Source organism: Streptomyces sp. NPDC007863 (genome assembly GCF_040633895.1).
GTDB lineage: Bacteria > Actinomycetota > Actinomycetes > Streptomycetales > Streptomycetaceae > Streptomyces.
This window is the reverse complement of the sequence record NZ_JBEYEI010000023.1, coordinates 108,961-130,855: the sequence shown is the minus strand read 5'-3', so window position 1 is coordinate 130,855 and position 21,895 is coordinate 108,961. Positions and strand designations below refer to the sequence as shown.

General features: G+C 75.1%; 23 protein-coding genes. 6 read left to right on the top strand and 17 right to left on the bottom strand.

All coding sequences use genetic code 11. The annotated features are described in order from the left end of the window. Positions 1-70 precede the first annotated feature (70 nt). Entirely contained in the window at positions 71-757 is a 687-nt protein-coding gene (locus ABZ621_RS31295) for a methyltransferase domain-containing protein (RefSeq protein ID WP_360609810.1), read from the top strand. 49 nt (positions 758-806) lie between these two features. Here the strand turns inward: ABZ621_RS31295 and ABZ621_RS31290 are convergent, their stop codons facing one another. From ABZ621_RS31290 to ABZ621_RS31275, 4 genes are all read right to left on the bottom strand, one after another. Beyond that, positions 807-1,892 carry an acyl-CoA dehydrogenase family protein gene (locus tag ABZ621_RS31290; RefSeq protein WP_360609809.1) on the bottom strand — a complete coding sequence of 362 codons (1,086 nt, stop codon included), beginning with the start codon at positions 1,890-1,892 and terminating at the stop codon, positions 807-809. Beyond that, positions 1,889-3,070 carry an acyl-CoA dehydrogenase family protein gene (locus tag ABZ621_RS31285; protein ID WP_360609808.1) on the bottom strand — a complete coding sequence of 394 codons (1,182 nt, stop codon included), beginning with the start codon at positions 3,068-3,070 and terminating at the stop codon, positions 1,889-1,891. The genes ABZ621_RS31290 and ABZ621_RS31285 overlap by 4 nt, the downstream gene beginning before the upstream one ends. After that, complete coding sequence (locus ABZ621_RS31280) at positions 3,067-4,035, bottom strand: NADPH:quinone oxidoreductase family protein (RefSeq protein ID WP_360609807.1); 969 nt, start codon at positions 4,033-4,035, stop codon at positions 3,067-3,069. Before ABZ621_RS31280 ends, ABZ621_RS31285 begins: the two co-directional genes overlap by 4 nt. Positions 4,036-4,105: 70 nt before the next feature. Continuing rightward, positions 4,106-4,693 carry an XRE family transcriptional regulator gene (locus ABZ621_RS31275; protein ID WP_189954202.1) on the bottom strand — a complete coding sequence of 196 codons (588 nt, stop codon included), beginning with the start codon at positions 4,691-4,693 and terminating at the stop codon, positions 4,106-4,108. Between the two features lie 67 nt (positions 4,694-4,760). On the opposite strand from ABZ621_RS31275, the gene ABZ621_RS31270 reads away from it, so the two are divergent. Then, complete coding sequence (locus ABZ621_RS31270; protein ID WP_360609806.1) at positions 4,761-5,729, top strand: NAD(P)/FAD-dependent oxidoreductase; 969 nt, start codon at positions 4,761-4,763, stop codon at positions 5,727-5,729. A 177-nt stretch (positions 5,730-5,906) separates the two neighbouring features. Continuing rightward, a complete protein-coding gene (locus ABZ621_RS31265; RefSeq protein ID WP_360609805.1) occupies positions 5,907-6,686 on the top strand; it encodes a VOC family protein in 780 nt (259 codons plus the stop codon). Between the two features lie 29 nt (positions 6,687-6,715). Here ABZ621_RS31265 and ABZ621_RS31260 read toward each other — a convergent pair whose 3' ends face one another. The 13 genes from ABZ621_RS31260 to ABZ621_RS31200 form a co-directional block, all read right to left on the bottom strand. Beyond that, positions 6,716-7,468 (bottom strand): PIG-L deacetylase family protein, encoded by a 753-nt coding sequence (locus tag ABZ621_RS31260; protein ID WP_360609804.1) that lies wholly within the window; start codon positions 7,466-7,468, stop codon positions 6,716-6,718. After that, entirely contained in the window at positions 7,465-8,397 is a 933-nt protein-coding gene (locus tag ABZ621_RS31255) for an SIS domain-containing protein (RefSeq protein WP_360609803.1), read from the bottom strand. The genes ABZ621_RS31260 and ABZ621_RS31255 overlap by 4 nt, the downstream gene beginning before the upstream one ends. A gap of 120 nt (positions 8,398-8,517) precedes the next feature. Continuing rightward, a complete protein-coding gene (locus ABZ621_RS31250) occupies positions 8,518-9,825 on the bottom strand; it encodes an alpha/beta fold hydrolase (RefSeq protein WP_360609802.1) in 1,308 nt (435 codons plus the stop codon). A 65-nt stretch (positions 9,826-9,890) separates the two neighbouring features. After that, positions 9,891-10,286: a VOC family protein gene (locus tag ABZ621_RS31245; protein ID WP_360609801.1), complete on the bottom strand. Its 396-nt coding sequence runs from the start codon at positions 10,284-10,286 to the stop codon at positions 9,891-9,893. A 117-nt stretch (positions 10,287-10,403) separates the two neighbouring features. Continuing rightward, positions 10,404-11,234: an ammonia-dependent NAD(+) synthetase gene (nadE, locus tag ABZ621_RS31240; RefSeq protein ID WP_360609800.1), complete on the bottom strand. Its 831-nt coding sequence runs from the start codon at positions 11,232-11,234 to the stop codon at positions 10,404-10,406. Positions 11,235-11,302: 68 nt separating this feature from the next. Then, complete coding sequence (locus tag ABZ621_RS31235; RefSeq protein WP_360609799.1) at positions 11,303-12,430, bottom strand: sulfite oxidase; 1,128 nt, start codon at positions 12,428-12,430, stop codon at positions 11,303-11,305. Positions 12,431-12,475: 45 nt separating this feature from the next. After that, the gene (locus tag ABZ621_RS31230) at positions 12,476-14,545 is read right to left on the bottom strand and encodes a regulator (RefSeq protein WP_360609798.1); all 2,070 of its coding nucleotides are present in this window, start codon (positions 14,543-14,545) and stop codon (positions 12,476-12,478) included. Positions 14,546-14,623: 78 nt separating this feature from the next. Then, complete coding sequence (locus tag ABZ621_RS31225; protein WP_360609797.1) at positions 14,624-15,178, bottom strand: hypothetical protein; 555 nt, start codon at positions 15,176-15,178, stop codon at positions 14,624-14,626. Between the two features lie 73 nt (positions 15,179-15,251). Further along, positions 15,252-16,202: an ABC transporter permease subunit gene (locus ABZ621_RS31220; protein ID WP_360609796.1), complete on the bottom strand. Its 951-nt coding sequence runs from the start codon at positions 16,200-16,202 to the stop codon at positions 15,252-15,254. Then, positions 16,199-16,864, bottom strand: a complete 666-nt coding sequence (locus ABZ621_RS31215) for an ABC transporter permease subunit (protein ID WP_169091264.1) — start codon at positions 16,862-16,864, stop codon at positions 16,199-16,201. The genes ABZ621_RS31220 and ABZ621_RS31215 overlap by 4 nt, the downstream gene beginning before the upstream one ends. Before the next feature lie 10 nt (positions 16,865-16,874). Further along, a complete protein-coding gene (locus tag ABZ621_RS31210; RefSeq protein WP_360609795.1) occupies positions 16,875-17,717 on the bottom strand; it encodes a glutamate ABC transporter substrate-binding protein in 843 nt (280 codons plus the stop codon). A 19-nt stretch (positions 17,718-17,736) separates the two neighbouring features. Beyond that, positions 17,737-18,522 carry an amino acid ABC transporter ATP-binding protein gene (locus ABZ621_RS31205; protein WP_360609794.1) on the bottom strand — a complete coding sequence of 262 codons (786 nt, stop codon included), beginning with the start codon at positions 18,520-18,522 and terminating at the stop codon, positions 17,737-17,739. 100 nt (positions 18,523-18,622) lie between these two features. Further along, positions 18,623-19,318, bottom strand: coding sequence for an alpha/beta hydrolase (locus ABZ621_RS31200; protein ID WP_360609793.1), 696 nt, complete (start codon positions 19,316-19,318; stop codon positions 18,623-18,625). 157 nt (positions 19,319-19,475) lie between these two features. Here ABZ621_RS31200 and ABZ621_RS31195 point away from each other — a divergent pair, with 157 nt between their 5' ends. The 3 genes from ABZ621_RS31195 (at position 19,476) to ABZ621_RS31185 (ending at position 21,880) form a co-directional block, all read left to right on the top strand. Next, positions 19,476-19,934 (top strand): cyclic nucleotide-binding domain-containing protein, encoded by a 459-nt coding sequence (locus ABZ621_RS31195; protein WP_360609792.1) that lies wholly within the window; start codon positions 19,476-19,478, stop codon positions 19,932-19,934. A 100-nt stretch (positions 19,935-20,034) separates the two neighbouring features. Continuing rightward, positions 20,035-20,424, top strand: coding sequence for a DUF6114 domain-containing protein (locus ABZ621_RS31190; RefSeq protein WP_360609791.1), 390 nt, complete (start codon positions 20,035-20,037; stop codon positions 20,422-20,424). Between the two features lie 109 nt (positions 20,425-20,533). Beyond that, entirely contained in the window at positions 20,534-21,880 is a 1,347-nt protein-coding gene (locus tag ABZ621_RS31185; protein ID WP_360609790.1) for a carboxyl transferase domain-containing protein, read from the top strand. Positions 21,881-21,895: the final 15 nt, after the last annotated feature.

Sequence of the window (21,895 nt, the reverse complement as noted above, 5' to 3'; positions counted from 1 at the left end):
ACCTCATGGGTGCCACGGGACCCCTGGTGGGGTAGGCCGCCCCGGACATCGACGACACCGGGAGCAGACGATGAGCGACGGGCATGGGGACGGGGCGGCGGATCGCGGCGGGGCGGAGGGCGTCCTCGGGGCGGCCGAGCTGTTCGACGGGGTGGGGCTCGACTACGAACGGACGTTCGGGCGGCTGCCCGCGCAGCTCGCGGCGGTCGAGTGGCTGGCCGGGCGGCTCCCCGCCGGATCCCGGGTCCTCGACGTCGGCAGCGGTACGGGACGGCCGGTCGCCGCGCTGCTCGCCGGAGCGGGGCACCGGGTGACCGGGATCGACGTCTCGCGGACGATGGTCGGGCTGGCGCGGGAGCAGGTGCCGGGGGCGCGGTTCGAGCAGGCCGACGTCCGGGACCACACGCCTCCTCAGGAGGGGTACGACGCCGTGTGCGCCTTCTTCCCGCTGCTGATGATGGACCGGAAGGACCAGGTCCTGGCGGTGCGCCGGATGGCCTCGTGGCTGGTGCCGGGCGGGCTGCTGGTGTCGGCGACGGTCCCGGCGGACGTCGAGGGCCTGGAGATCACCTGGATGGGGCGGCGGGCGCGGGTCTCCAGCTTCTCGGCCGAGGCGTACCTGGCACTGCTGCGCGAGGAGTGCGGTCTGGAGGTGCTCCACCACGAGCTGTCGGTCTTCACGCCCGAGGTGCCGGGCGGCGAGCCCGAGGAGCACCTGTTCTGTTACGCGCGCCGCGGGGCGGGCGCGGTCGGGTGAGGCGCGGCGGCCGGGGGCCCTGGGGTCCCCGGCCGCGCGCGGCGGCGGGTCAGGCCGGGGCGGGGAGGTCCGCCAGGTCGGCGATCGCGTCCTGGTGGTGGCCGGCGGAGCCGAGGGCGAGCTGGTCGGCCTTGGCGCGCTTGAGCGCCAGGTGGGCCGGGTGCTCCCAGGTCATGCCGATGCCGCCGTGCAGCTGGACGCACTCCTCGGCGGCGCGGACGGCGACGCCGGAGCAGTACGCCTGGGCCACGGCCACCGTCAGTTCGGTGTCGGGGGCGCCGGTGGCGAGGGCGTCGGCGGCGGCGCGGGCCGCCGCCCGGGCGCCGACGAGGTCCAGCCAGAGGTGGGCCATGCGGTGCTTGAGCGCTTGGAAGGAGCCGATCGGCCGGTTGAACTGGTACCGCTCCTTGGTGTGGCGGACGGTCTCCTCCAGGCACCACTCGGCGAGGCCCAGCTGTTCGGAGGCGAGAAGGCCGGCGCCGGCGAGGAGTCCCCGGCGGACGGCGGCGCGCCCGGCCCCGCTCTCCGCGAGGCGCACGCCCCCGGAGTCGCGGGTGTCGACGACGGCGAGCGGCCGGGTCAGGTCGAGCGAGGACTGGGGGGTGACCACGGCGTCCGTCGCCTCGACGGCGTACAGGCCGTCGGGGCGCGGGACGAGGAGGACGTCGGCCGCGAGGGCGTCCGCGACGGCGGGCACGCGGCGTTCGGGGGCGATCGTCTTCCGCGGCGCGGTGGAGAACGGCAGCGCGAGGACGGCGACGCGTTCGCCGCTCGCCAGTGCGGCGAGCAGCTCGGCCGCCGGGCCGCTGTCGGCGGCGAGGGCGAGCAGCGTCTCGGTCGCCACCACCGAGCCGGTGAGGTACGGGGCCGGGGTGACGGCCCGGCCGAGCTCCTCCAGGACGACGGCGGCCTCGCGGTGGCTCGCGCCCTGGCCGCCGAGCTTCTCGGGCACGAGGAGTCCGGCGGCGCCGATGCCGCCGGCGAGGGCCTCCCACAGGCCGGGGAGGTACGGGCTCGGCTCCTCGACGCGGTCGAGGACGGTCCGGGTGTCCGCCCGGTCGGCGAGCAGGGAGCGGACGGCGGCCCGCAGGTCGTCCTCGGTGTCGGAGTAGAGGAGATCCGGCTGTCGGGTCATCGGGCGAGGTCCTTCCAGGGGACGTCCTTGTCGTTGCGGGGCTCTGGCGGCAGGCCGAGGACGCGTTCGGCGACGATGTTGAGGAGCACCTCGGTCGTTCCGCCCTCGATCGAGTTGCCTTTGGAGCGGAGGTAGCGGTAGCCCGCGTCGCGGCCGGTGAAGTCGACCAGGTCGGGCCGGACCATCGTCCAGTCCCCGTACAGCAGCCCCTCGTCGGCGAGGAGTTCGACCTCCAGGCCGCTGATGGCCTGGTTGAGGCGGGCGAAGCCGAGCTTCATGGCGCTGCCCTCGGGGCCGGGCTGGCCGGCGACGAGCTGCTGGCGCAGCCGCTCGCCGGTGAGGCGGGCGACCTCGGCGTCGACCCAGAGGTCGAGGAGCCGGCGGTGGAGGGCGTGGGTGCGCAGGTCGGGGCGGTCGCGCCAGACGGCGGCGGCCTTGCCGATCATGCCGCCCTCGCGGGGGATGCGGGCGCCGCCGATGGAGACCCGTTCGTTCATGAGGGTGGTCTGGGCGACCCGCCAGCCGTCGCCGGCCTCGCCGAGGCGGTGGGCGTCGGGGATGCGGACGCCGGTGAGGAAGACCTCGTTGAACTCGGCCTCGCCGGTGATCTGGCGCAGCGGCCTGACCTCGACGCCGGGGTCGGTCATGTCGCAGACGAAGTAGGTGATGCCGCGGTGCTTGGGGAGGTCGGGGTCGGTGCGGGCGATGAGGATGGCCCAGCGGGCGGTGTGGGCGCTGGAGGTCCACACCTTCTGGCCGTCGACCACCCAGTCCTCGCCGTCGCGGACGGCGCGGGTGCCGAGGGCGGCGAGGTCGGAGCCGGCGCCGGGCTCGCTGAAGAGCTGGCACCAGACCTCCTCGCCGGTCCACAGGGGCCTGAGGAAGCGGGACTTGACCTCGTCGGAGCCGTACGCGAGGAGGGTGGGGGCGGCCATGCCGAGGCCGATTCCGATGCGGCGGGGGTCGTTGTCGGGGGCGCCTGCGGCGGCGAGTCCGGCGTCGACGACGGCCTGGAGGGAGCGGGGGGCGTCGAGTCCGCCGAGGCCGACGGGGTAGTGGACCCAGGCGAGGCCGGCGTCGAAGCGGGCCCGGAGGAAGTCGAGCCGGTCGGTTTCGGCGGGCGGGTGCTCGGCGAGCAACGCCTCGGTGCGCGCCTTGAGTTCGGCGGCGTCGGTCATGCGCGGGCTCCTTCCGGGAGGACGACCAGGCGGCCGGTGGTGGTGCCGTCGGCGACGCGCTGGACGGCGTCGGCGGCATCGGCGAAGGGGACGCGCTCGGCGACGAGAGGGGTGACGGTCCCCTTGGCGGCGAGGGCGGTGAGGGTGTCGTGGCACTGGAGCACGGCGGCCGGGTCGAGGCGGGCGTAGAGGCCCCAGTGGAGGCCCAGGATCGAGTAGTTCTTCACCAGGGCGTGGTTGAGGGCGGGGGCGGGGATGGTGCCGCTCGCGAAGCCGACGACGACGATCCGGCCCTCGAAGGCGACGCATTTGGCGGACTGCTGGTAGGCGTCGCCGCCGACGGGGTCGTAGATCACGTCGGCGCCGCGGCCGCCGGTGGCGGCCTTGACGGCGGCGACGACGTCCTCGGCGCGGCGGTCGATCACGACGTCGCAGCCGAGGGCGCGGGCGACGGCGGCCTTGGCGGGGCCGCCGACCACGCCGATGACGGTGGCGCCGGCGGCCTTGCCGAGCTGGACGGCGGCGCTGCCGACACCGCCGGCCGCGGCGTGCACGAGGAGGGTCTCGCCCGCCTGGAGGGCGGCGCGGCGGTGGAGGCCGAACCAGCCGGTCTGGTAGCCGATGTGGAGGGCGGCGGCCTCGGCGTCGTCGAGGGCGTCGGGGGCCGGGAGGAGGGTGGCCGCGTCCGCGAGGGCGTGGTCGGCGAAGCCGCCGTGCGGGAGCGCGGCGGTGGCGATGACCCGGCGCCCGTCCCGGGTCTCGCCGCAGAGCTCGACGCCGGGGGTGAAGGGCAGCGGCGGGCGGACCTGGTAGTGGCCGCGGCAGAGGAGCGCGTCGGGGAAGTTGACGTTGGCGGCGCGGACCTTGAGGAGGACCTGGCCGGGGCCGGGCTCGGGGACGTCCACCTCCTCGCGGCGCATCACCGCGCCGGGTTCGCCGTTCTCGTGCACTCGCCATGCCTGCATCCGTCGAGCCTCCGTCCGTACCGAGCGGTCGGCTGCATACTAAGCGGTCGCTTGCCTCCAGTGGAACAGCTCAGCCGGACTTCTTGGGCCGCGCCCTCACGTGCATCCGCTCGCCCTGCGGCCCGTACAGGCTGAGGAACTCCACCGGCCCGTCGGCGGTCGGGCCGAACCAGTGCGGCACCCGGGTGTCGAACTCGGCGGCCTCGCCCGCGGTCAGCACCACGTCGTGCTCCCCCAGGACGAGCCGGAGCCGCCCGGAGAGCACGTACAGCCACTCGTACCCCTCGTGGACCCGCGGGTCCGGCTGCTCCGAGGCCTTCTCCTGGACCACCTTGTACGCCTGGAGGCCCCCGGGCTGGCGGGTGAGCGGGTACATGGTGCGGCCGTGCCGGACGATCGGGCGGGCCCGCACCCGGGGATCGCCCACCGGCGGGGCGCCGACCAGCTCGTCGAGCGGGACCTGGTGGGCGCGGGCGAGCGGCAGGAGCAGTTCGAGGCTGGGCTTGCGCTGCCCGGACTCCAGGCGGGAGAGGGTCGAGACGGAGATCCCGGTGGCGGCGGAGAGCTCGGCCAGGGTCACCCCCCGGTCGCGGCGGACCCGGCGCAGCCGGGGGCCGACCTCGGTGAGCACGGCGTCGATGCGGTCGTCTTCGGTCATGCGTCCAGTGTTGCAGGAACGGCAAGTTTCCTTGCCGTGATCACGGCTTCCGGGTCACGCTCGCGGCATGAACGCACTCATGGATGACACCCGCTACGAGGTCGTGGTGGTCGGCGGCGGGGCCGCCGGGCTGAGCGCCGCGCTGATCCTCGGCCGGTCGCGGCGCCGCACCCTGGTCGTCGACGCGGGCGAGCCGCGCAACGCGCCCAGCGCCCACCTGCAGGGCTATCTGTCCCGGGACGGGATGGACCCCGCCGAGTTCCTCGCGGCCGGCCGCGAGGAACTGCGCGCGTACGGGGTCGAGGTCCGGCCCGGGGAGGTGACGGGCGCGGTCCGGGACGGTGACGGATTCGCCCTGACGCTCGCCGACGGCACCGCGCTGTCGGCCCGGCGGCTGGTCGTGGCGACCGGCCTCGTCGACGAGCTGCCGGAGATCGAGGGCCTGGCCGGGCGGTGGGGCCGGGACGTGCTGCACTGCCCGTACTGCCACGGCTGGGAGGTCCGCGACCGGCCCTTCGGGGTCATCGCGCACCCGGCCGTGCCGGCCCACCAGGCGCTGATGGTCTCGCACTGGTCCCCCGACGTCACCCTCTTCCTGAACGGCGCCGCACTCGCGGAGCAGGACGCCCGACTGCTCGCGGCGGCCGGCGTCAGGACCGTGGAGGGCACGGTCGAGGGGCTCGCGGTGGCGGACGACCGGCTGACCGGGGTCCGGCTCGCCGACGGCCGGACCGTCGGCTGCGAGGTCGTCTTCGCGGCGGCGACACGGCTCGTCGCCCGCGACGGGGTGCTGCGGCAGCTCGGCGCGGAGCCCTACGAGACGCCCTTCGGTTCCTTCGTGAAGGTGGACGAGACCGGCCGGACGAGCGTGCCGGGCGTGTGGGCGGCGGGGAACGTGACGGGCCCGGCCGAGCAGGTCGTCAACGCGGCGAGCCTCGGCTACCGGGCCGGCACGGTGATCAACGGGGAGCTGCTGATGGACGACCTGGCGGCGAAGGCGGACCGACGCGACGGGCACGACGGGCACGACGGCTGAGCGGTGCCGGGTCGTGCCCCGTCGTCCGGGCCGGAGCGGGGAGCCCGGCCCGGACGGTGCGCCGGTCGGATGAACCGGACCGGCAGCGGTCGCGTCGCTCCGGCGAGGAGTTCAGGATCGGCCTTGGTGGCCGGAAACCGGCCCGGAGGCAGGACGACGGAAGGACGGCACCACCCCATGCTCGACACCCGGTACACCCACGGCTCCCCCTGCTGGATCGACCTCGGCAGCCCGGACACCACCGCCGCCGCCGAGTTCTACGCCCGCGTGCTCGGCTGGGAGTACCGCTCGGCGGGCCCGGACGGCGGCGGGTACGGCTTCTTCCAGCAGGACGGGGCCACGGTCGCCGCCCTCGGACCGCTCACCGAGGAGGGGGCCCGCAGCGCCTGGACCGTGTACTTCCAGTCCTCGGACGCGGACACGACGCAGATGGTGGCGGCCGCCGAGGGCGGCAGGGTCCGCGTCCGCGCCATGGACGTGATGGACGCCGGGCGGATGGCCGCCCTCACCGACCCCGCCGGGGCCGAGTTCGCCGTCTGGCAGCCGGGCTCGGTGAAGGGCCTGGACCGCACCTCGTCCACCAACACGCTGGTGTGGGTGGAGCTCCACACGCCCGACCCGGAGGCCGCGCTCGCCTTCTACCGCTCGCTCTTCGAGTGGCGGTGGGCGGAGATGGCCGCGCCCGGCATGACGTACCGGGTGATCTCCACCGCCGACGGCGACCAGCAGGACGCCTCCTTCGGCGGCACCGCCGAACTCCAGGACTCCGGCGAACGCACCCGCTGGATCCCCTACTTCGCGGTCGAGGACGCCGACGCGACCGCGGACGCGGTGACCGTCTCGGGCGGCACGGTGCTGCTCCCGCCCGCCGACATCCCCGACGTCGGCCGCCTCGCCTGGTTCACCGACCCCTCCGGCGCCGAGTTCGCCGTCCTGAAGCCGGCGCCGATGGGCTGACCGGCGGCCCCTGGCTCGGCAGGACGCCCCTAGCGGGGGAAGACCTCGAAGGTGACCGCCGGGCGGCCGCCGAAGCGGGCGGCGTCCCGGGAGGTGGCCTCCGCCATGAACTCCCGGACGTACTCCTCCGGTTCCTGGTCCGTCAGCGCCTCGATGTAGGCGCGGTGGCAGAGCAGGGACTCTACGGCGCGTTCCAGGCCGGGGCCCGCGTCGACGGCGTGGGTCGGAGTGCTGGAGGCGGCGACGGCGACGTGCCGGACGCCGTCCCAGGGCTCCAGGCCCGTCTCGGGGAAGATCCAGCGGTTGCCCGCGTCCGACGCCGCGTCGAGGGTGGCGCGGCCCACGGCCACGTGGTCGGGGGTGTTCCGGGGCGCGCCGGGACCGTCGCCCCAGGTGTCCCGGTGATTGAGCGTCACGACGAGGTCGGGACGGTGGCGGCGGATCGCGGCGGCGATGTCGCGGCGCAGCGCCGTGCCGTACTCGATGACGCCGTCGCGGTGGTCGAGGAACTCGACGGTCTCCACGCCGACGACGGCCGCGCTCGCCCGCTGCTCGCGTTCGCGCAGCGGGCCGCAGGCGTCCGGGGCGAGCGTGTCGATGCCGGCCTCGCCCCGGCTGACCAGCAGGTAGACGACCTCCTTGCCGGCGTCCGTCCAGCTCGCCACGGCCGCCGCGCAGCCGTACTCCAGGTCGTCGGGGTGGGCGACGACGGCGAGGGCGCGCGCCCAGTCGCCCGGCAGTTCCGGCAGCTGCGGCAGGCCGGTGGCTTCGGTGTCGATCATGCCCGCAGGATACGGGCCGCGTCGGCCGCGGTCGGGCGGAACGCTCCGGCGAGGATGACGGAGCGGGAGACGTGGCGGGGGCGGTCGGGGTTGAGCCCGCGGCGGGCCGCGAGGGCGACGGCGAGCCGCTGGGCGCGGACGAGGGCGGCGACCGGGTCGACGGCGTCGGCGGTGAACAGGGCGCCGGTGGACTCGACTTCCTCGCGCAGCCCGGCCGGGACGGGGCCGAGGCACCAGACGAGGCTGGTCCGGTCGCTGATGCTGATCGGGCCGTGCCGGTACTCCATCGCCGGGTACGACTCCGTCCAGACGCGGGCGACCTCGCGGAGCTTGAGCGCCGCCTCGTCGGCGAGGCCGACGGTCCAGCCGGCGCCGAGGAAGGTGAACTGGACGCGTCGCAGCCAGTGTTCGGGCAGCGGCTCGTAGAGGGCGAGCTCGGCGTCGACGATCGAGGGGGCGAGGTCCACCCCGAGCCCGGCGCGCAGGAATTGGAGGGCCGTGGTCGCGAACCGGGTCTGGACGACGGAGCGTTCGTCGGCGAAGGAGAGGTCGACCACGTGGTCGGCGAGGCGGGCGGCGGGGCTGTCCGGGACGCCGGTGAGGACGAGGGTCGGCAGCCGGCCCGCCGCACCGCCGAGGAGGTCGACGACCTCGGTGGTCGTACCGGAGCGGGTGAGGGCCACGATCCGGTCGTAGCCCCGGCCGAGCGGGGTCCGCTCGGAGGCGGGGAAGGCGTCGGTCTCGCCCGCGCCGAGGGACTCCCGCAGGGCCGCGTAGGCGCGGGCGATCAGGTACGAGGTGCCGCAGCCGACGACGGCGATCCGCTCGCCGGACCGGGGCAGCCGGTCGGCGGGCGGGCCCGCGAGGGCGGCGGCGCGGCGCCAGGAGTCGGGCTGGCCGGCGATCTCGGCGGTGACGTGTGCGCTCATGCACCGAGTTGTAGCGGCCCGTGACGGGCCGGGACCATGTGCGATCGGGTCCGGCTCTTGGACTTTCGCGCACGCCGTACCCGTCCGGGTACGGGTACACGCACCTGGACGGTCACGGCGTCAGAGTTCGTCGCGGGAGAGGGCGAGGAGGCGGTCGAGGACGCGCGGGCCGCCGGCGCGGACGCCGTCGTGCTCGAACTCGTCGGTCACCCAGGTGCGCAGCCCCCGGATCGACCGGGCGGTCTCCAGGGAGTGGGCGGTGTCGACGTACATGTCGTCGTGGTAGACGGCGGCGGCCACCGGCACCCGGTTGGCGGCGAGCCGCTCGGGGTCGTACAGCGGCGTCCAGTCGTCCCGGCGGGCGAGGAGCTCGGCGGTCTCGCGCAGCGGGCGGAGCGCCGGGTCGGTGGTGAAGTGCCAGGGGTGGACGGTCTCGCCGGTGAGCAGGACGGGCGCGCCGGAGGCGAGGGCGCCGGCGGCGTCGAACTCGGGGAAGTCGGCGCGGACCCGCTCGGCGGCCCAGGCGGTGGGGCCCTGGCCCTGGGCGTAGATGGCCTCGTGGAGGACGGCGTAGAGCGGGTGGCCGGCGTACGAGAGGTGGGCCTGGACCTGTTCCAGGAAGGCGTCGGCGAGGGCGGGCCCGGTGGGGGTCGGCACGAAGGCGCCCTCCAGGAGGTGGTGGAGCTGGTGGGTGCCCTCGCCGGAGCCGAGGAGGATGCCGAGGGACTGGAAGGCCTCGACGGTGAGGAGCCCGCCGCCGGGGAGGGTGACCTCGTGGTCCAGGAGGTGGGCGGCGACGGCGCGGACGCGCTCGGCGTCGCGCGGGTAGCGCGCGAAGTGCGCCTCGTTCTTGCGGCGGACGCGCGGGTAGGCGGCGGCGTAGACCTCGTCGGCGGTGGCGTCGAGGGACGGCAGGCCGCCGGTGATCAGGACCCGCTCCAGGCCCTCGGGGGCGGTGGAGAGGTAGTGGACGGCGCAGAAGCCGCCGAAGCTCTGGCCGAGGACCGTCCAGGGGGCGCCGCCGGTGAGGCGGCGGCGGATCAGCTCGCAGTCCCGGACGATCGAGTCGGCGCGGAAGTGCGCGAGGTAGCGGGCCTGGGCGGCGGCGTCGCCGCGCAGCGGGAGGGTCTGGCGGTTGGCGGGTGTGGAGCGGCCGGTGCCGCGCTGGTCGAGCAGGAGGACCCGGTAGTCGCGGACGGCCCGGCCGAGCCACGCCTGCCGGCCGATGAAGCGGCGGGCGCCGAACCCGGGGCCGCCCTCCAGGTAGACCAGCCAGGGGAGCCGCTCGCGGTCCCGGTCGCCGAGTCCCGAGGCGACGAGCTCGCGGGCGTACACCTCGATCTGCTCGCCGTCGGGGCGGGCGTGGTCGAGGGGGACGGGGAAGTGGTGGTCGGTGACGACGACGCCGGGCTGACGGTAGGTGGTCAACGGTGCTCCTGGGGTGTTCCTGCTCCGTACGCACCCCAGTGGATCACGGACCGGCGCGGCGGGCCTCAGGAGGTCTGCATCACCGCGATGACGTTTCCGGCCGGGTCGGTGAACCAGGCGATGGCCACCGGGCCGCCGTCGCCCGTGCCCCGGACGACGCCCTTCCCGTCGGCGTCGAACTCCGGGTAGCGCTCGAAGGTGGCGCCCCGGGAGACCAGGTCGTCGACGGCCCGGTCGATGTCGTCGACCTCGAAGTTGAGGACGGTGAAGGAGGCCGGGGTGTGGTTCTCCTTGGGGTAGACGAAGACCCGGGCCCCGCCCGGCAGGGTCAGGAACAGCATCCGCATGTCCCCGGTCCCGCTCTCCTCCACGGTCAGGCCGAGCCGGTCCCCGTAGAAGCCGCGGGCGGCGTCCAGGTCGTCCACCGAGAAGCTGCTGTACGCCGTCGTCTCGCCGAACATGGTGCTCCCTTCCGGGGCCCCGGGTGACGGGGCTCCCACCCTTCCAGGATCCGCCTGTTCGGCGAGGGGCGCGCGGGGCCGCCCGGGCCTTCCGCGCGCCCGGGGCGCTCAGGGCGCTCAGGGCGCGATCGGCAGCTGACGCTTGTGCTCGGTGAGCTCGTAGCGGCGGACGATCGAGGCGTAGGCGGCCTCGGCGACCGGCTTGCCCTCCAGGAAGTCGTCGATGTCGTCGTACGTGACGCCCAGGGCGTCCTCGTCGGGCTTGCCCGGGTCCAGGGTCTCCAGGTCGGCGGTCGGGACCTTCCAGACCAGGGAGGCGGGGGCTCCGAGCTCGGCGGCGACGGCGCGGACCCGGCGCTTGGTGAGGCCGGTGAGCGGGACGAGGTCGGCGGCGCCGTCGCCGAACTTGGTGAAGAAGCCGGAGACGGCCTCGGCGGCGTGGTCGGTGCCGACGACCAGGCCGTCCTGGGCGCCGGCGACCGCGTACTGGGCGATCATGCGCTGGCGGGCCTTGATGTTGCCGTGCACGAAGTCCTCGTGGTGGGCGTCGCGGAAGGTGACGCCGGCGGTCCGGGCGGCGTCGAGGGCGGCGTCGCTGGCCGCCTTGACGTCGACGGTGAGGACCTGGTCGGCGCGGATGAAGTCGAGGGCGGTCTGGGCGTCCTTCTCGTCGGCCTGGACGCCGTACGGCAGGCGCATGGCGTAGAAGGTCGCCTCGTGGCCGGCGGCGCGGGCGCGCTCGACGGCGAGCTGGCAGAGCCGGCCGGCGGTGGTGGAGTCCACGCCGCCGCTGATGCCGAGGACGAGGGAGCGCAGTCCGGTGGTGGTGAGGCGCTCGGCGAGGAAGGCCACCCGGCGCTCGATCTCGGCGAGCGGGTCGAAGGCCTCGGGGACCTGGAGCTCCCGGGCGATCTGCTGCTGGCGGGCGATGGGCGCCGGGTCGGTCACGGAGGGCTCCTCGTCGGAAGGGTGCGGGCGACGGTTCCGACTTTACGGGGTGCGGAGCGGGGGCCCGGTCAGGGGCCCGGGGCGCAGAGCACCTCGACGCGCTGGACGAGGTTGTTGGCGAAGCCGCCGCGGTTCCAGGGGGCGGCGAGGGGCTGGACGCGGCCGGTGGCGTCGGTGGCGCGGACGGTGAGGTGACGCAGGCCCGGGGTGGCGTTCCAGGTGGTGTGCCAGGCCGCCCAGGCCCAGGGGTGGGCGGGGTCGTGGTCGACCTCGGCGTCGATCCAGGCGGCGCCGCCGTCCTCGCTGACCTGGACGCGCGTGACGGGGCCGTGGCCGGACCAGGCGCGGCCGGCGAGGGCGACGGGCCCGGGGCGGACGACGCGAGTGCGGGAGAGGAAGTCGGGGAAGCCGGGCGGGGCCATGAGGGCGCGGGGGGCGATGAGGGTGACGGGTTCGCCCGGCTCGTCGGGCTCCTGGCGCAGGCGGTAGGCGGCGCTCTGCTGGAAGCCGGTGTAGGGGGTGGCGGTGAGGGTGATGTCGCGCAGCCACTTCACGTGGGCCATGCCGTACCAGCCGGGGACGACGAGCCGGAGCGGGCTGCCGTGCTGGGGCGGCAGCGGGGCGCCGTTCATGGCGTAGGCGACGAGGACGTCCCGGGCGGGGTCGGCGGCGGTGGCGAGCGGCAGGGAGCGGCGGTAGTCCTGCTCGACGCCCCGTTCGACGCCGTGGTCGGCGCCGGTGAAGACGGCCTCGACGGCGTCCTCGGCGGGGCCGGCCTCGGCGAGGAGGGCGGCGAGGGGGACGCCGGTCCATTCGGCGGTGCCGACGGCCTCGACGAGCCAGGGCTGGCTGACGGGCCGGGGGCTGAGCCGGGCGCGGCCGTTCCCGGCGCACTCCAGGGTGACGCGGCGGGTGGTGGCGGGGCGGGCGCGGAGGGCGTCGAGGTCCAGGTCGAGCGGGCGGAGCACCCGGCCGCCGACGGTGAGCCGCCAGCCGTCGGGGGCGGTGTCGGGGATGTCGTAGTGGACGAGGACGTAGTGGAGGCCGGGCGGGGTGACGTCGTACCGGAGGGCTTCCAGCGGGAGTCCGTGGTTGCGGGTGGCGAGGGCCAGCTCCTGCGGGGTGAGGCCCTCGTCCGGTCCGGCGACGCGTGCCGGACCGCTGACGGCACCGAGGGCGCCCGGCGTTCGGTCCATGGACTCATGGTGCGCCGCGCGGGACGGGTCCGCCCGGCGGGGCGGTCAGGCGGTGCCGAGGGCGCGGTCGAGCCCGGCCTGGGGGAGGTCGGTGAGGGCGCGGAGGAAGATCTCCTCGTAGGCGGGTTCGCCGAGGGCGGCGCGGACGCCCGCCGTGTAGTGGGCGTGGAGGGCGCGCAGACCGGGCAGGCCGCGGCGGGGCTGGCCGGTGGCCCGCCAGTGGGCCTCGCCGGTGCCGGAGACGTCGGCGGCGCGTTCGCCGTCGCCGGCGGCGGCGTGGGCGGTGGCGAGGACGTCGAGGCCGAGGGCGACGCCGAGGCCGGCGCCGAGGGCGCGGGTGCCGGCGAGCATGGCGCGGGCGTGGTCGGCGGCGGTGGCCGGGTCGCCTTCGAGGAGGCCGGCGAGGGCGAGCTGGTACTCCAGGGCGGTGCGGGTCCAGTGCTCGTCGAGGGTGTCGCAGAGGGCGCGCAGGGCGAGGGCGTCGGCGCGGGCCTCGGCGAGGCGGCCGAGGCCGGTGAGGGCGAAGACGCGGACGAGCCGGCAGCGGAGGGTGGCGGCGGAGCCGGCCGTGCTGCCGCGCGCCGAGGCGAGGACGTGGTCGACGACGACGAGGGCGGCGTGGGCGCGGCCGGTGGTGAGGGCGAGGAGGCCGGCGAGGGCCGCGGCGTCGAGGGTGAGCTCGCCGGGGCCGGGCGCCTCCGAGGGCGCCCAGGGGCGTTCCGGCGGGTGTTCGGTGTGGCGGGCTTCGCGGGCGCAGCGTTCGCTCGCCTCCTGGGCGGGGCCGAGGTCGCCCTGGAGGACGAGGGTGATGCCGAGGGCCCACAGGGCGCGGGTGCGGGCGCGGCCGCGGGCCTCGCTGCCGTGGAGGGCCCGTTCGAGTCCGGCGCGGGCCTCGCGGAGGCGGCCGCGGCAGGACCAGACGAAGGCGACGGAGCCGATGAGGTCGAGGGCGGCGTCGGGGTCGGTGCGCAGGAGGTGGTCGAGGGCGGTGCGCAGGTCGGTGTGGTGGGTGTCGACGGCGTGGTGCCAGTGGAGCTGGCGGGGGCCGTGCCAGGCGGTGCGGCCCTGGGCGGCGAGGGCGCCGAAGTGGGCGGCGTGCCGGTCGGCGACGGTGCCGGTCTCGCCGAGGCGGTCGAGCCAGCCGGCGCCGTACTCGCGGATGGTGTCGAGGAGGCGGTGGCGGCCCGCGCTGTCGGCGGGGCGGACGACGGAGGCGCGGACGAGGCCCGCGAGGGCGGTGGGGAGGGTGTCGGGGGTGAGGGGGCCGCCGGTGCAGACGGCGGTGGCGGTGGCGAGGTCGAAGGGGCCGCGGAAGACGGAGAGGCGGGCCCAGAGGAGCCGTTCGAGGGGGTCGGCGAGCTCGTGGCTCCAGCCGATGGCGGCGCGCAGGGTGCGGTGGCGGGCGGGCCAGACGCGACCGGGGTGGGCGAGGAGGTCGAAGCGGGCCTCGGGGGGTGCGGTGAGGCGGCTGCCGAGCTGGTCGCGGACGGCTTCGGCGCCCTGGAGCCGGATCTGGGCGGCGGCGAGCTCCAGGGCGAGGGGTATCCCTTCGAGGCGGAGGCAGATCTCGGCGGCGGGTCCGGCGGGGAGCTCTTCGCCGGTGGCGGTGCGCAGGAGGGCGAGGGCGTCGTCGCCGGCGGGCGGCAGCGGGTCGAGGAGGACGGTGTGTTCGCCGGGGACGCCGAGGGGGCGGCGGGAGGTGGCGAGGACGGTGAGGCCGGGGGCGGCGTCGAGGAGTTCGGCGACGAGCCGGCCGCAGGCGTCGGCGAGGTGGTCGCAGCAGTCGAGGACGAGGAGGAGGCGGGATTCGGCGAGCCGGCGGCGCAGGGCACCGGTGTCGGTGCCGGGGGTGTGGTCGGCGAGGTCGACGGAGTCGGAGACGAGGGCGACGAGGAGGCGTTCGCCGTCGAGCTGTCCGAGGTCGGTCCACCAGGCGCCGTCGGGGTGGCGGTGGCGCGCGCGGTGGGCGGCGCGCAGCGCGAGCCGGGTCTTGCCGACGCCGCCGACGCCGGTCACGGTGACGAGGCGGTGCTCCGCCAACGCGGCGGTGATGCGCGTCAGTTCCGTGCGGCGGCCTGTGAAACCCGGGTTCTCGTCCGGTAGATGTCCACGCACGGGAGCAGTGTCCCTCATGTCCGGCGCGAAAGCTCCCGCGACGTCGGTTCGTTACGGAGGCGGGGCGCCGTGCGGTGGTCAGCAGGCGTCGCGGGCCCGGTCCTCGAACTCCTCCCTGGTCGTCTCCCCGTCCAGGGCCAGGACGCTGCCGGGCGGCAGGGCGGTGAGGTCGGCGGCGCGGAAGGTGACCTCGGCGGCGTAGGCGTAGGTGTCGTCGGGGTCTCCGAGCGACAGCTCGTAGGTGACGCCGGGCCGGAGGGTCAGGGGCCCGCTGGTCTCGGCGTCCCAGTGGGCGGGCGGCGAGAAGAGCGGGATGTCCTCGGCCTTGCGTGTGTCCCAGGCCCACCAGCCGTTCTCGGGGGCGGGGCGCGCGGAGGACGACGCGGTGGCCTTCGCCGGCGGGTCGGGGGTGATGTCGAGCCAGGGCCCCCGGATGGTGCCGTCGTCCTCGCAGGACCGCAGCAGGGCCTGCGGGGTGCCGTGTTCGTCGACGTACACCGCGACGAGCGGCCGCAGCGCCGGCGAGCAGCCGGTCGCCGTCAGGCCGATCAGCGCGGCGAGCGCGGTCGCGGCGCACCCCCGCGTCGTCCTGCGGCCTCTGCCGCTTCCGCTTCCGCTGCCCCTGTGCGTCATCGTTCCGCCCCTCCCCCGGTGCCGTGGCGGGCGGAATATCGCACACCCGGGTGGCCAGGGGCCGACGGTGTCGTTACGGCTTGGGGCCGGGGGGTTCTCCGGGTGTGGCGAGGTCCTCGACGGCTTCGGCGGTGACGACGGCGCCGGTGGAGCGCTTGCCGCGGCGCAGGCGGCGTTCCAGCCAGGAGGCGAAGGTGGTGAGGACGACGTTGAGGAGGACGAAGAGGACGGCGACGACGGTGAAGCAGGCGATGGTGTTGGCGCCGTAGTTGGCGCTCATGGGGCGGACGGAGGCGAGGAGTTCGGCGAAGCCGAGCATGGCGCCGCCGAGGGCGGTGTCCTTGACGATGACGACGAGCTGGCTGACGAGGGCGGGCAGCATGGCGGTGACGGACTGGGGCAGGAGGACGTACGCCATGGTCTGGCCCTTGCGCATGCCGATGGCCTTGGCGGCGTCGGTCTGGCCGGCGGGGAGGGCGAGGATGCCGGCGCGGACGACCTCGGCGAGCACGGAGGCGTTGTAGAGGACGAGGCCGGTGACGACCGCGTAGAGGGGGCGGGTCTCGGGGCTGATGTCGGTGAACTCGGCGTAGGCGGCGTTGGCGAAGAGCATCAGGATGAGGACGGGGATCGCGCGGAAGAACTCGACGACGGTGCCGGCGGTGGCGCGGACGGCGCGGTGGTCGGAGAGGCGGGCGATGCCGAGGAGGGCGCCGAGCGGCAGGGCGAGGACCATGGCGAGTGCGGCGGCGATGACGGTGTTCTTCAGGGCGGGCAGCAGATACGTCTCCCAGACGCGGCCGTCGGTGAAGAACGGCTCCCATTTCTCCGCCTCCAGCTGGCCCTTGGCGTCGAGTCCGGCGATGACCCACCAGACGACGGCGGCGAGGGCGGCGAGGAAGAGCACGGTCCACAGGAGGTTGCGGCGGCGGGCGCGGGGGCCTGGGACGTCGTAGAGGACGGTGGCGCCCTCGTCCCGGTCGGTGCGGCGCTTCGCCGCGCGGCCGCTGTCGGCGCGCTTCACCGTTTGACCGCGACTTTCTTGGCGAGCCGGCCGAGGAGGAGGCCGGTGGGCAGGGTGAGGCAGATGAAGCCGAAGGCGAAGATCGCCGAGATGAGGATCAGCTGGGCCTCGTTCTCGATCATCTCCCGCATGAGCAGGGCGGCTTCGGCGACGCCGATCGCGGCGGCGACGGTGGTGTTCTTGGTGAGCGCGATGAGGACGTTGGTGAGCGGGCCGACGACGGAGCGGAAGGCCTGGGGGAGCACGATGATCCGGAGGATCTGGGGGAAGCTGAGGCCGATCGCCCGGGCGGCCTCGACCTGCCCGAGGGGGACGGTGTTGATGCCGGAGCGGAGCGCCTCGCAGACGAAGGCGCTGGTGTAGGCGGTGAGGCCGAGGACCGCGAGCCGGAAGTTGATGGTGGTGAAGCGGTCGGCGCCGAGGCTGATGCCCAGGGTCTGGAAGAGGCCGAGGGAGGTGAAGACGATGATGACGGTGAGGGGGATGTTGCGGACGATGGTGACGTAGGCGGTGCCGAAGCCCCGCATGAGGGGGACGGGGCCGACGCGCATGGCGGCGAGCAGCGTCCCCCAGACCAGGGAGCCGAGGGCGGACCAGAAGGTGAGCTGGACGGTCACCCAGAAGGCGCCCAGGAGGTCGTAGCCTTCGAGGAAGTCGAACACGGCGGCCGGCTCAGTCGACGATCACGCCGATCTTCGGGGCCGGTTCGTTCTGGTAGTTCGCCGGGCCGAAGTTCTTCTCCACGGCGGCGTCCCAGGAGCCGTCCTCGACCATCTTCTCCAGAGCGGTGTTGATCTTGTCCTTGAGGTCGCTGCCCTTCTGGACGCCGATGCCGTAGTTCTCGTTGCTCAGCTCGAAGCCGCCGAGCTTGAACTTGCCCTTGAACTCCTCCTGGGCGGCGTAGCCGGCGAGGATCGAGTCGTCGGTGGTGAGGGCGTCGATGACGCCGCTCTCCAGGCCGGTCAGGCACTCGGAGTAGCCGCCGTACTCCTGGAGCTGGGCGTCGGGGGCGATCTCGTCCTTGACGTTCTGCGCGGAGGTGGAGCCGGTGACGGAGCAGAGCCGCTTGTCGTTCAGGTCGGACGGCTGCTTGATGGAGTCGTCGTCGGCGCGGATCAGGACGTCCTGGTGGGCGAGGAGGTAGGGGCCGGCGAAGTCGACCTTCTCGGCGCGCTCGTCGTTGATCGAGTAGGAGGCGGCGATGAAGTCGACGTCGCCGCGCTGGAGCATGGTCTCGCGGTCGGCGCTCTTCGCCTCCTTCCAGACGATCTGGTCGGGCTCGTGGCCGAGTTGCTTGGCTATGTAGGTGGCCACGTCGACGTCGAAGCCGGTGTAGGTGCCGTCGGGGGTCTTCAGGCCGATGCCGGGCTGGTCGTATTTGATGCCGATGGTGATCTGGTCGTCGTCGTCGTGGTCCGCGGGTACCGCTCCTTGGGCGAGCGAGGCGGTGCCGAGGGCGAGGACGACGGCCGTCGCGGAGGCGACGAGGGTCCGGGTGGTCCTGAGCGGGTTCATGTGATCACCCCGTGGGGGCTCAGTGGTGGAGGATCTTGGAGAGGAAGTCGCGGGCGCGGGCGCTGCGCGGGTTGCCGAAGAACTCCTCGGGGGTGGTCTCCTCGACGATCCGCCCGTCGGCCATGAAGACGACGCGGTTGGCGGCGGAGCGGGCGAAGCCCATCTCGTGGGTGACGACGACCATGGTCATCCCGTCCCGGGCGAGCTGCTGCATGACCTCCAGGACCTCGTTGATCATCTCCGGGTCGAGGGCGGAGGTCGGCTCGTCGAAGAGCATCACCTTCGGGTCCATGGCGAGGGCCCGGGCGATGGCGACCCGCTGCTGCTGGCCGCCGGAGAGCTGGGCCGGGTACTTCTCGGCCTGCTCGGCGACGCCGACGCGGTCGAGGAGCGAGCGGGCCCGTTCCTCGGCGGCCTTCCGGTCCTTCTTGCGGACCTTGACCTGTCCCAGGGTGACGTTGTCCAGGACGGTCTTGTGGGCGAAGAGGTTGAACGACTGGAAGACCATGCCGACGTCGGCCCGGAGGCGGGCGAGTTCCCTGCCCTCTTCGGGCAGCGGTCTGCCGTCGATGCGGATCTCGCCGCCGTCGATGGTCTCCAGGCGGTTGATCGCGCGGCAGAGCGTGGACTTCCCCGAGCCGGAGGGGCCGATCACGACGACGACCTCGCCGCGCCGGATGGTGAGGTCGATGGACTGGAGGACGTGCAGCGTCCCGAAGTGCTTGTCGACCCCGCGCAGGACGACGAGCGCGTCGCCGTCGCCCGGGACGGGGAACTGCGGGGCGGGGACCTCCGGGTCCGGCATGTCACCCTCCTGGCTCACGCCCCCTTCTGCCGTTTCCTCCTCGGTCTCATGCTCCGCCCTGCGCAGCCCCGGCGCACGCCGGGGCCGCGGGCCGTTCCGGTCAGGCGGTCTCGCGCACGGCGAGGTCGATCAGGTCGCAGATCTCCCGGGGCCGGGAGGCGAGCGAGGCGTGGGAGGCGTCGAGCTCGACGGTCTTGCGGGGGTTCATCCGGGCGGCCATGCGGCGCTCGTTGTCGGGGTGGATCATGCGGTCCTGGGTGGAGACCTGGTACCAGCAGGGCCTGGCCCGCCACGCGGGGGCGGTGACGGTGTCGCCGAAGGTCGAGCCGAGCGGGGCCTTCTGCGTGACCGCCATGACGAGGGCCTCGTCGGCGTCGAGGTCCTGGGCGAAGCTCTCCCGGAAGGCGTCCTGCGCGATCCAGAGGTAGCCGTCGGAGTCCGGGGCGATCGCGTCGAAGGCGGCCGGCGGGTGCTCCTGGCTGATCTGGCCGGGGCTCTCCCCCGCGTCGGGCGCGAAGGCGGCGACGTACACGAGACCGGTGACGTTCGGCAGGTCTCCGGCCTCGGTGATGACGGCCCCGCCGTAGGAGTGGCCGACGAGGAGGACCGGGCCGTCGGCCTGCCGGACCATCTTGCGGGTCCGCTCGGCGTCGTCGGCCAGGGAGGTGAGGGGGTTCTCGACGGCGTGGAGGCGGTCGTACCCCCGGCGGTGCAGCTCGACGACGACCTTGGCCCAGTGGGCGGCGCCTCCCCAGAAGCCGTGGACGAGGACGAGGGTGGGCCTGGTGTCTGCCATGACGGTGTTCGCCGTTCTCGCTCGGGGATGGGCGGGTCCCTCCCCCGGCGACGCTACGGCCGCCGGGGTGAGGCCGCACCCGCGCCGCCTGCGTTCCGGGCGCGGTGGGCGGAGACTGGGATCGGAGAGGCGTACGCGCGAGGAGGAGGGCCCCGTCATGAGGAGTGCCGCACCCAAGGTCGGCTCGCTGCCGGCGGAGCACCGCGAGCGGCTGATGGCCTTCGCCGAGGACGTCTACTTCGAGTCCGGTGACCGGCTCTTCGAGGAGCAGCGGCACGCGGACCGGTTCTGGATCGTGAAGACCGGCGCGGTGAACCTGGACGCCAAGGTGCCGGGCCGGGGTTCGCCGGTCATCGAGACGCTGCGCCACGGCGAGCTGGTGGGCCTGTCCTGGCTGTTCCCGCCGTACCTGTGCCAGTCGGGGGCGGAGGCGATGACCCCCGTCAGGGCGTACGAGTTCGACGCGACGGCGGTACGGGCGATGTGCCACACGGACGGGGAGTTCGGGTCGGCGGTCTACTACTGGGTCGGGTCGATCCTGGCGCACCGGCTCCAGGTGACGCGGGTGCGGCTCCTCGACCTGTACGCGCCGCACGGCAGCGGCATCATGGCCTGACGCTTGCGGGCGCACGGGCGTTGACCTCTCGCGGCGGCGGCCGTACGGTCCGGACGGCTTCCCCGCCGTACCGCTCCGCCGCCGACGTCAGGAGCACCGCATGGTCCCGCCCGCCCTCCGGAACCGGTGGCGCGCGTGGCGGCGCCGGCGGCCCTTCGCCGCCGGGCTGCTGCTCGCGCTGGCCGGCGCCGAGATCCTGCTGGTCCAGCGGGCCGGGCCCGCCGCGCTCGCCACGGGCGAGGTCCGGTACGCGGGGCCGCTGGTGATGGCCGGCTGCGGCCCGCTGCTCATGGCCGATCCGCGCCGACGACGGCTGTACGGAACGGTCGGCGTGCTCGCCTCGCTCGCCTCCTGGGTCGCGTCGGACCTCGGCGGCCTCCTCCTCGGGATGGCCCTCGGGATCGCGGGCGGGGCGCTGGCGCTGGGCCGGCGGGAGGGGGGACCGGCCGGCGGTCACGCCGTGGAACGGCCGGCGGGACGCGCGGAGTGATCTTCGCCGCACCGGAAGTGCGGGGCCTTCCCGGCGGGCTACCCGGCGGTACGGTGACGGCACCCGGCGGCGTGACCCGGCGTACCCGGCGACGGGCGGGAGGCCCCCGATGACAGCTACTCCGAGCGCGCGCGAGGCACTGGCCCTCGTCACCGACGACTTCACCGAACTCCCCTCCGCCGCGCGGCCCGGCGGCGACGGGCCGGGCGACGGGCCGATCGACTGGCCGGGGTACGGACGGGCGCGGGCCGCGGCGGCCGCCCGGTCCGGCGAGGACGAGTCCGTGGTCTGCGGCACCGGCACGGTCGGCGGGACGCGCACGATGCTCGTCTCCTTCGAATTCGGCTACCTGGGCGGTTCGATCGGCGAGGGCACCGGCGACCGGGTCGCCGCCGCGCACGCGTACGCCCGGGCCCACCGGCTGCCCGTGACGGTCCTCCTGGCGACGGGCGGCAGCCGGATGCACGAGGGCATGCGGGCGCTGGTGCAGCTCCAGCGGCTGGCCGGGGAGTCGGCGCGCACCCGTGCCGCGGGGCTGCCGCAGCTCGCCGTCCTGCGCGATCCGACGACCGGCGGCGGCTGGGCCACCCTCGGGGCCGGCTCGGACGTGATCCTCGCGCTGCCGGGCGCGCAGGTCGGCTTCGCCGGCTCCCGGGTCCGGCCCAAGGACGCCGACCCCGCGGCGTACACGGCCGAGTCCCAGCTCGCCCACGGGCACGTCGACGCGGTCGTCCCCGCGGCGGAGCTGCGGGAGACGGCGGGCCGCTGGCTGTCGCTGCTCACCCGGCCGGCCGAGGGGCCGGTCCCGCCGCCGTACGCGCTCGGCACCACGGACCCGGCCGCGAGCGGGCGCGACGCGGTGGCGCGCGCCCGCCGCCCGGAGCGGCCCCGCGCCGACCGCTACCTCGCCGAGGTGTTCACCGAGCGGGCCGAGCTCTCCGGCGACCGCGTCGGCGGCACCGATCCGGGCACCCGGTGCGGCTTCGGCCGCCTGCCGGACGGGCGTACGGTCGCGTACGCGGCGCAGTGCGGGACGGCGACCCGGCCGGCCGGCTTCCGCACCGCCGCCCGCCTTGTGCGGCTCGCGGGCCGCCTGGGGATCCCGGTCCTGACGCTGATCGACACCCCGGGCGCCGCGAACGACGCCGAGGCGGAGCGCGCGGGGGCGGGTCCGGCGATCGCGGAGCTCTTCGGCGCCGTCGCCGAGGCGACCGTCCCGGTGACCGCGCTGCTCGTGGGCGAGGGCGGCTCGGGCGGCGCGCTCGCGCTCGCCGCGCCCGGCAACACCTGGGCGACCCCGGACTCGTACTTCTCCGTCATCGCCCCCGAACTCGCCACCGCCATCCTGAAGCGCGCCCCCGAGGACGCCGACGCCACCGCCGACGACCTGCGCCTGCGCCCGGACGACCTGGTCGCCCTGGGCGTCGTGCGGGGGGTGGTCCAGGGACGGGGATAGGGACCGGGGCCGGGG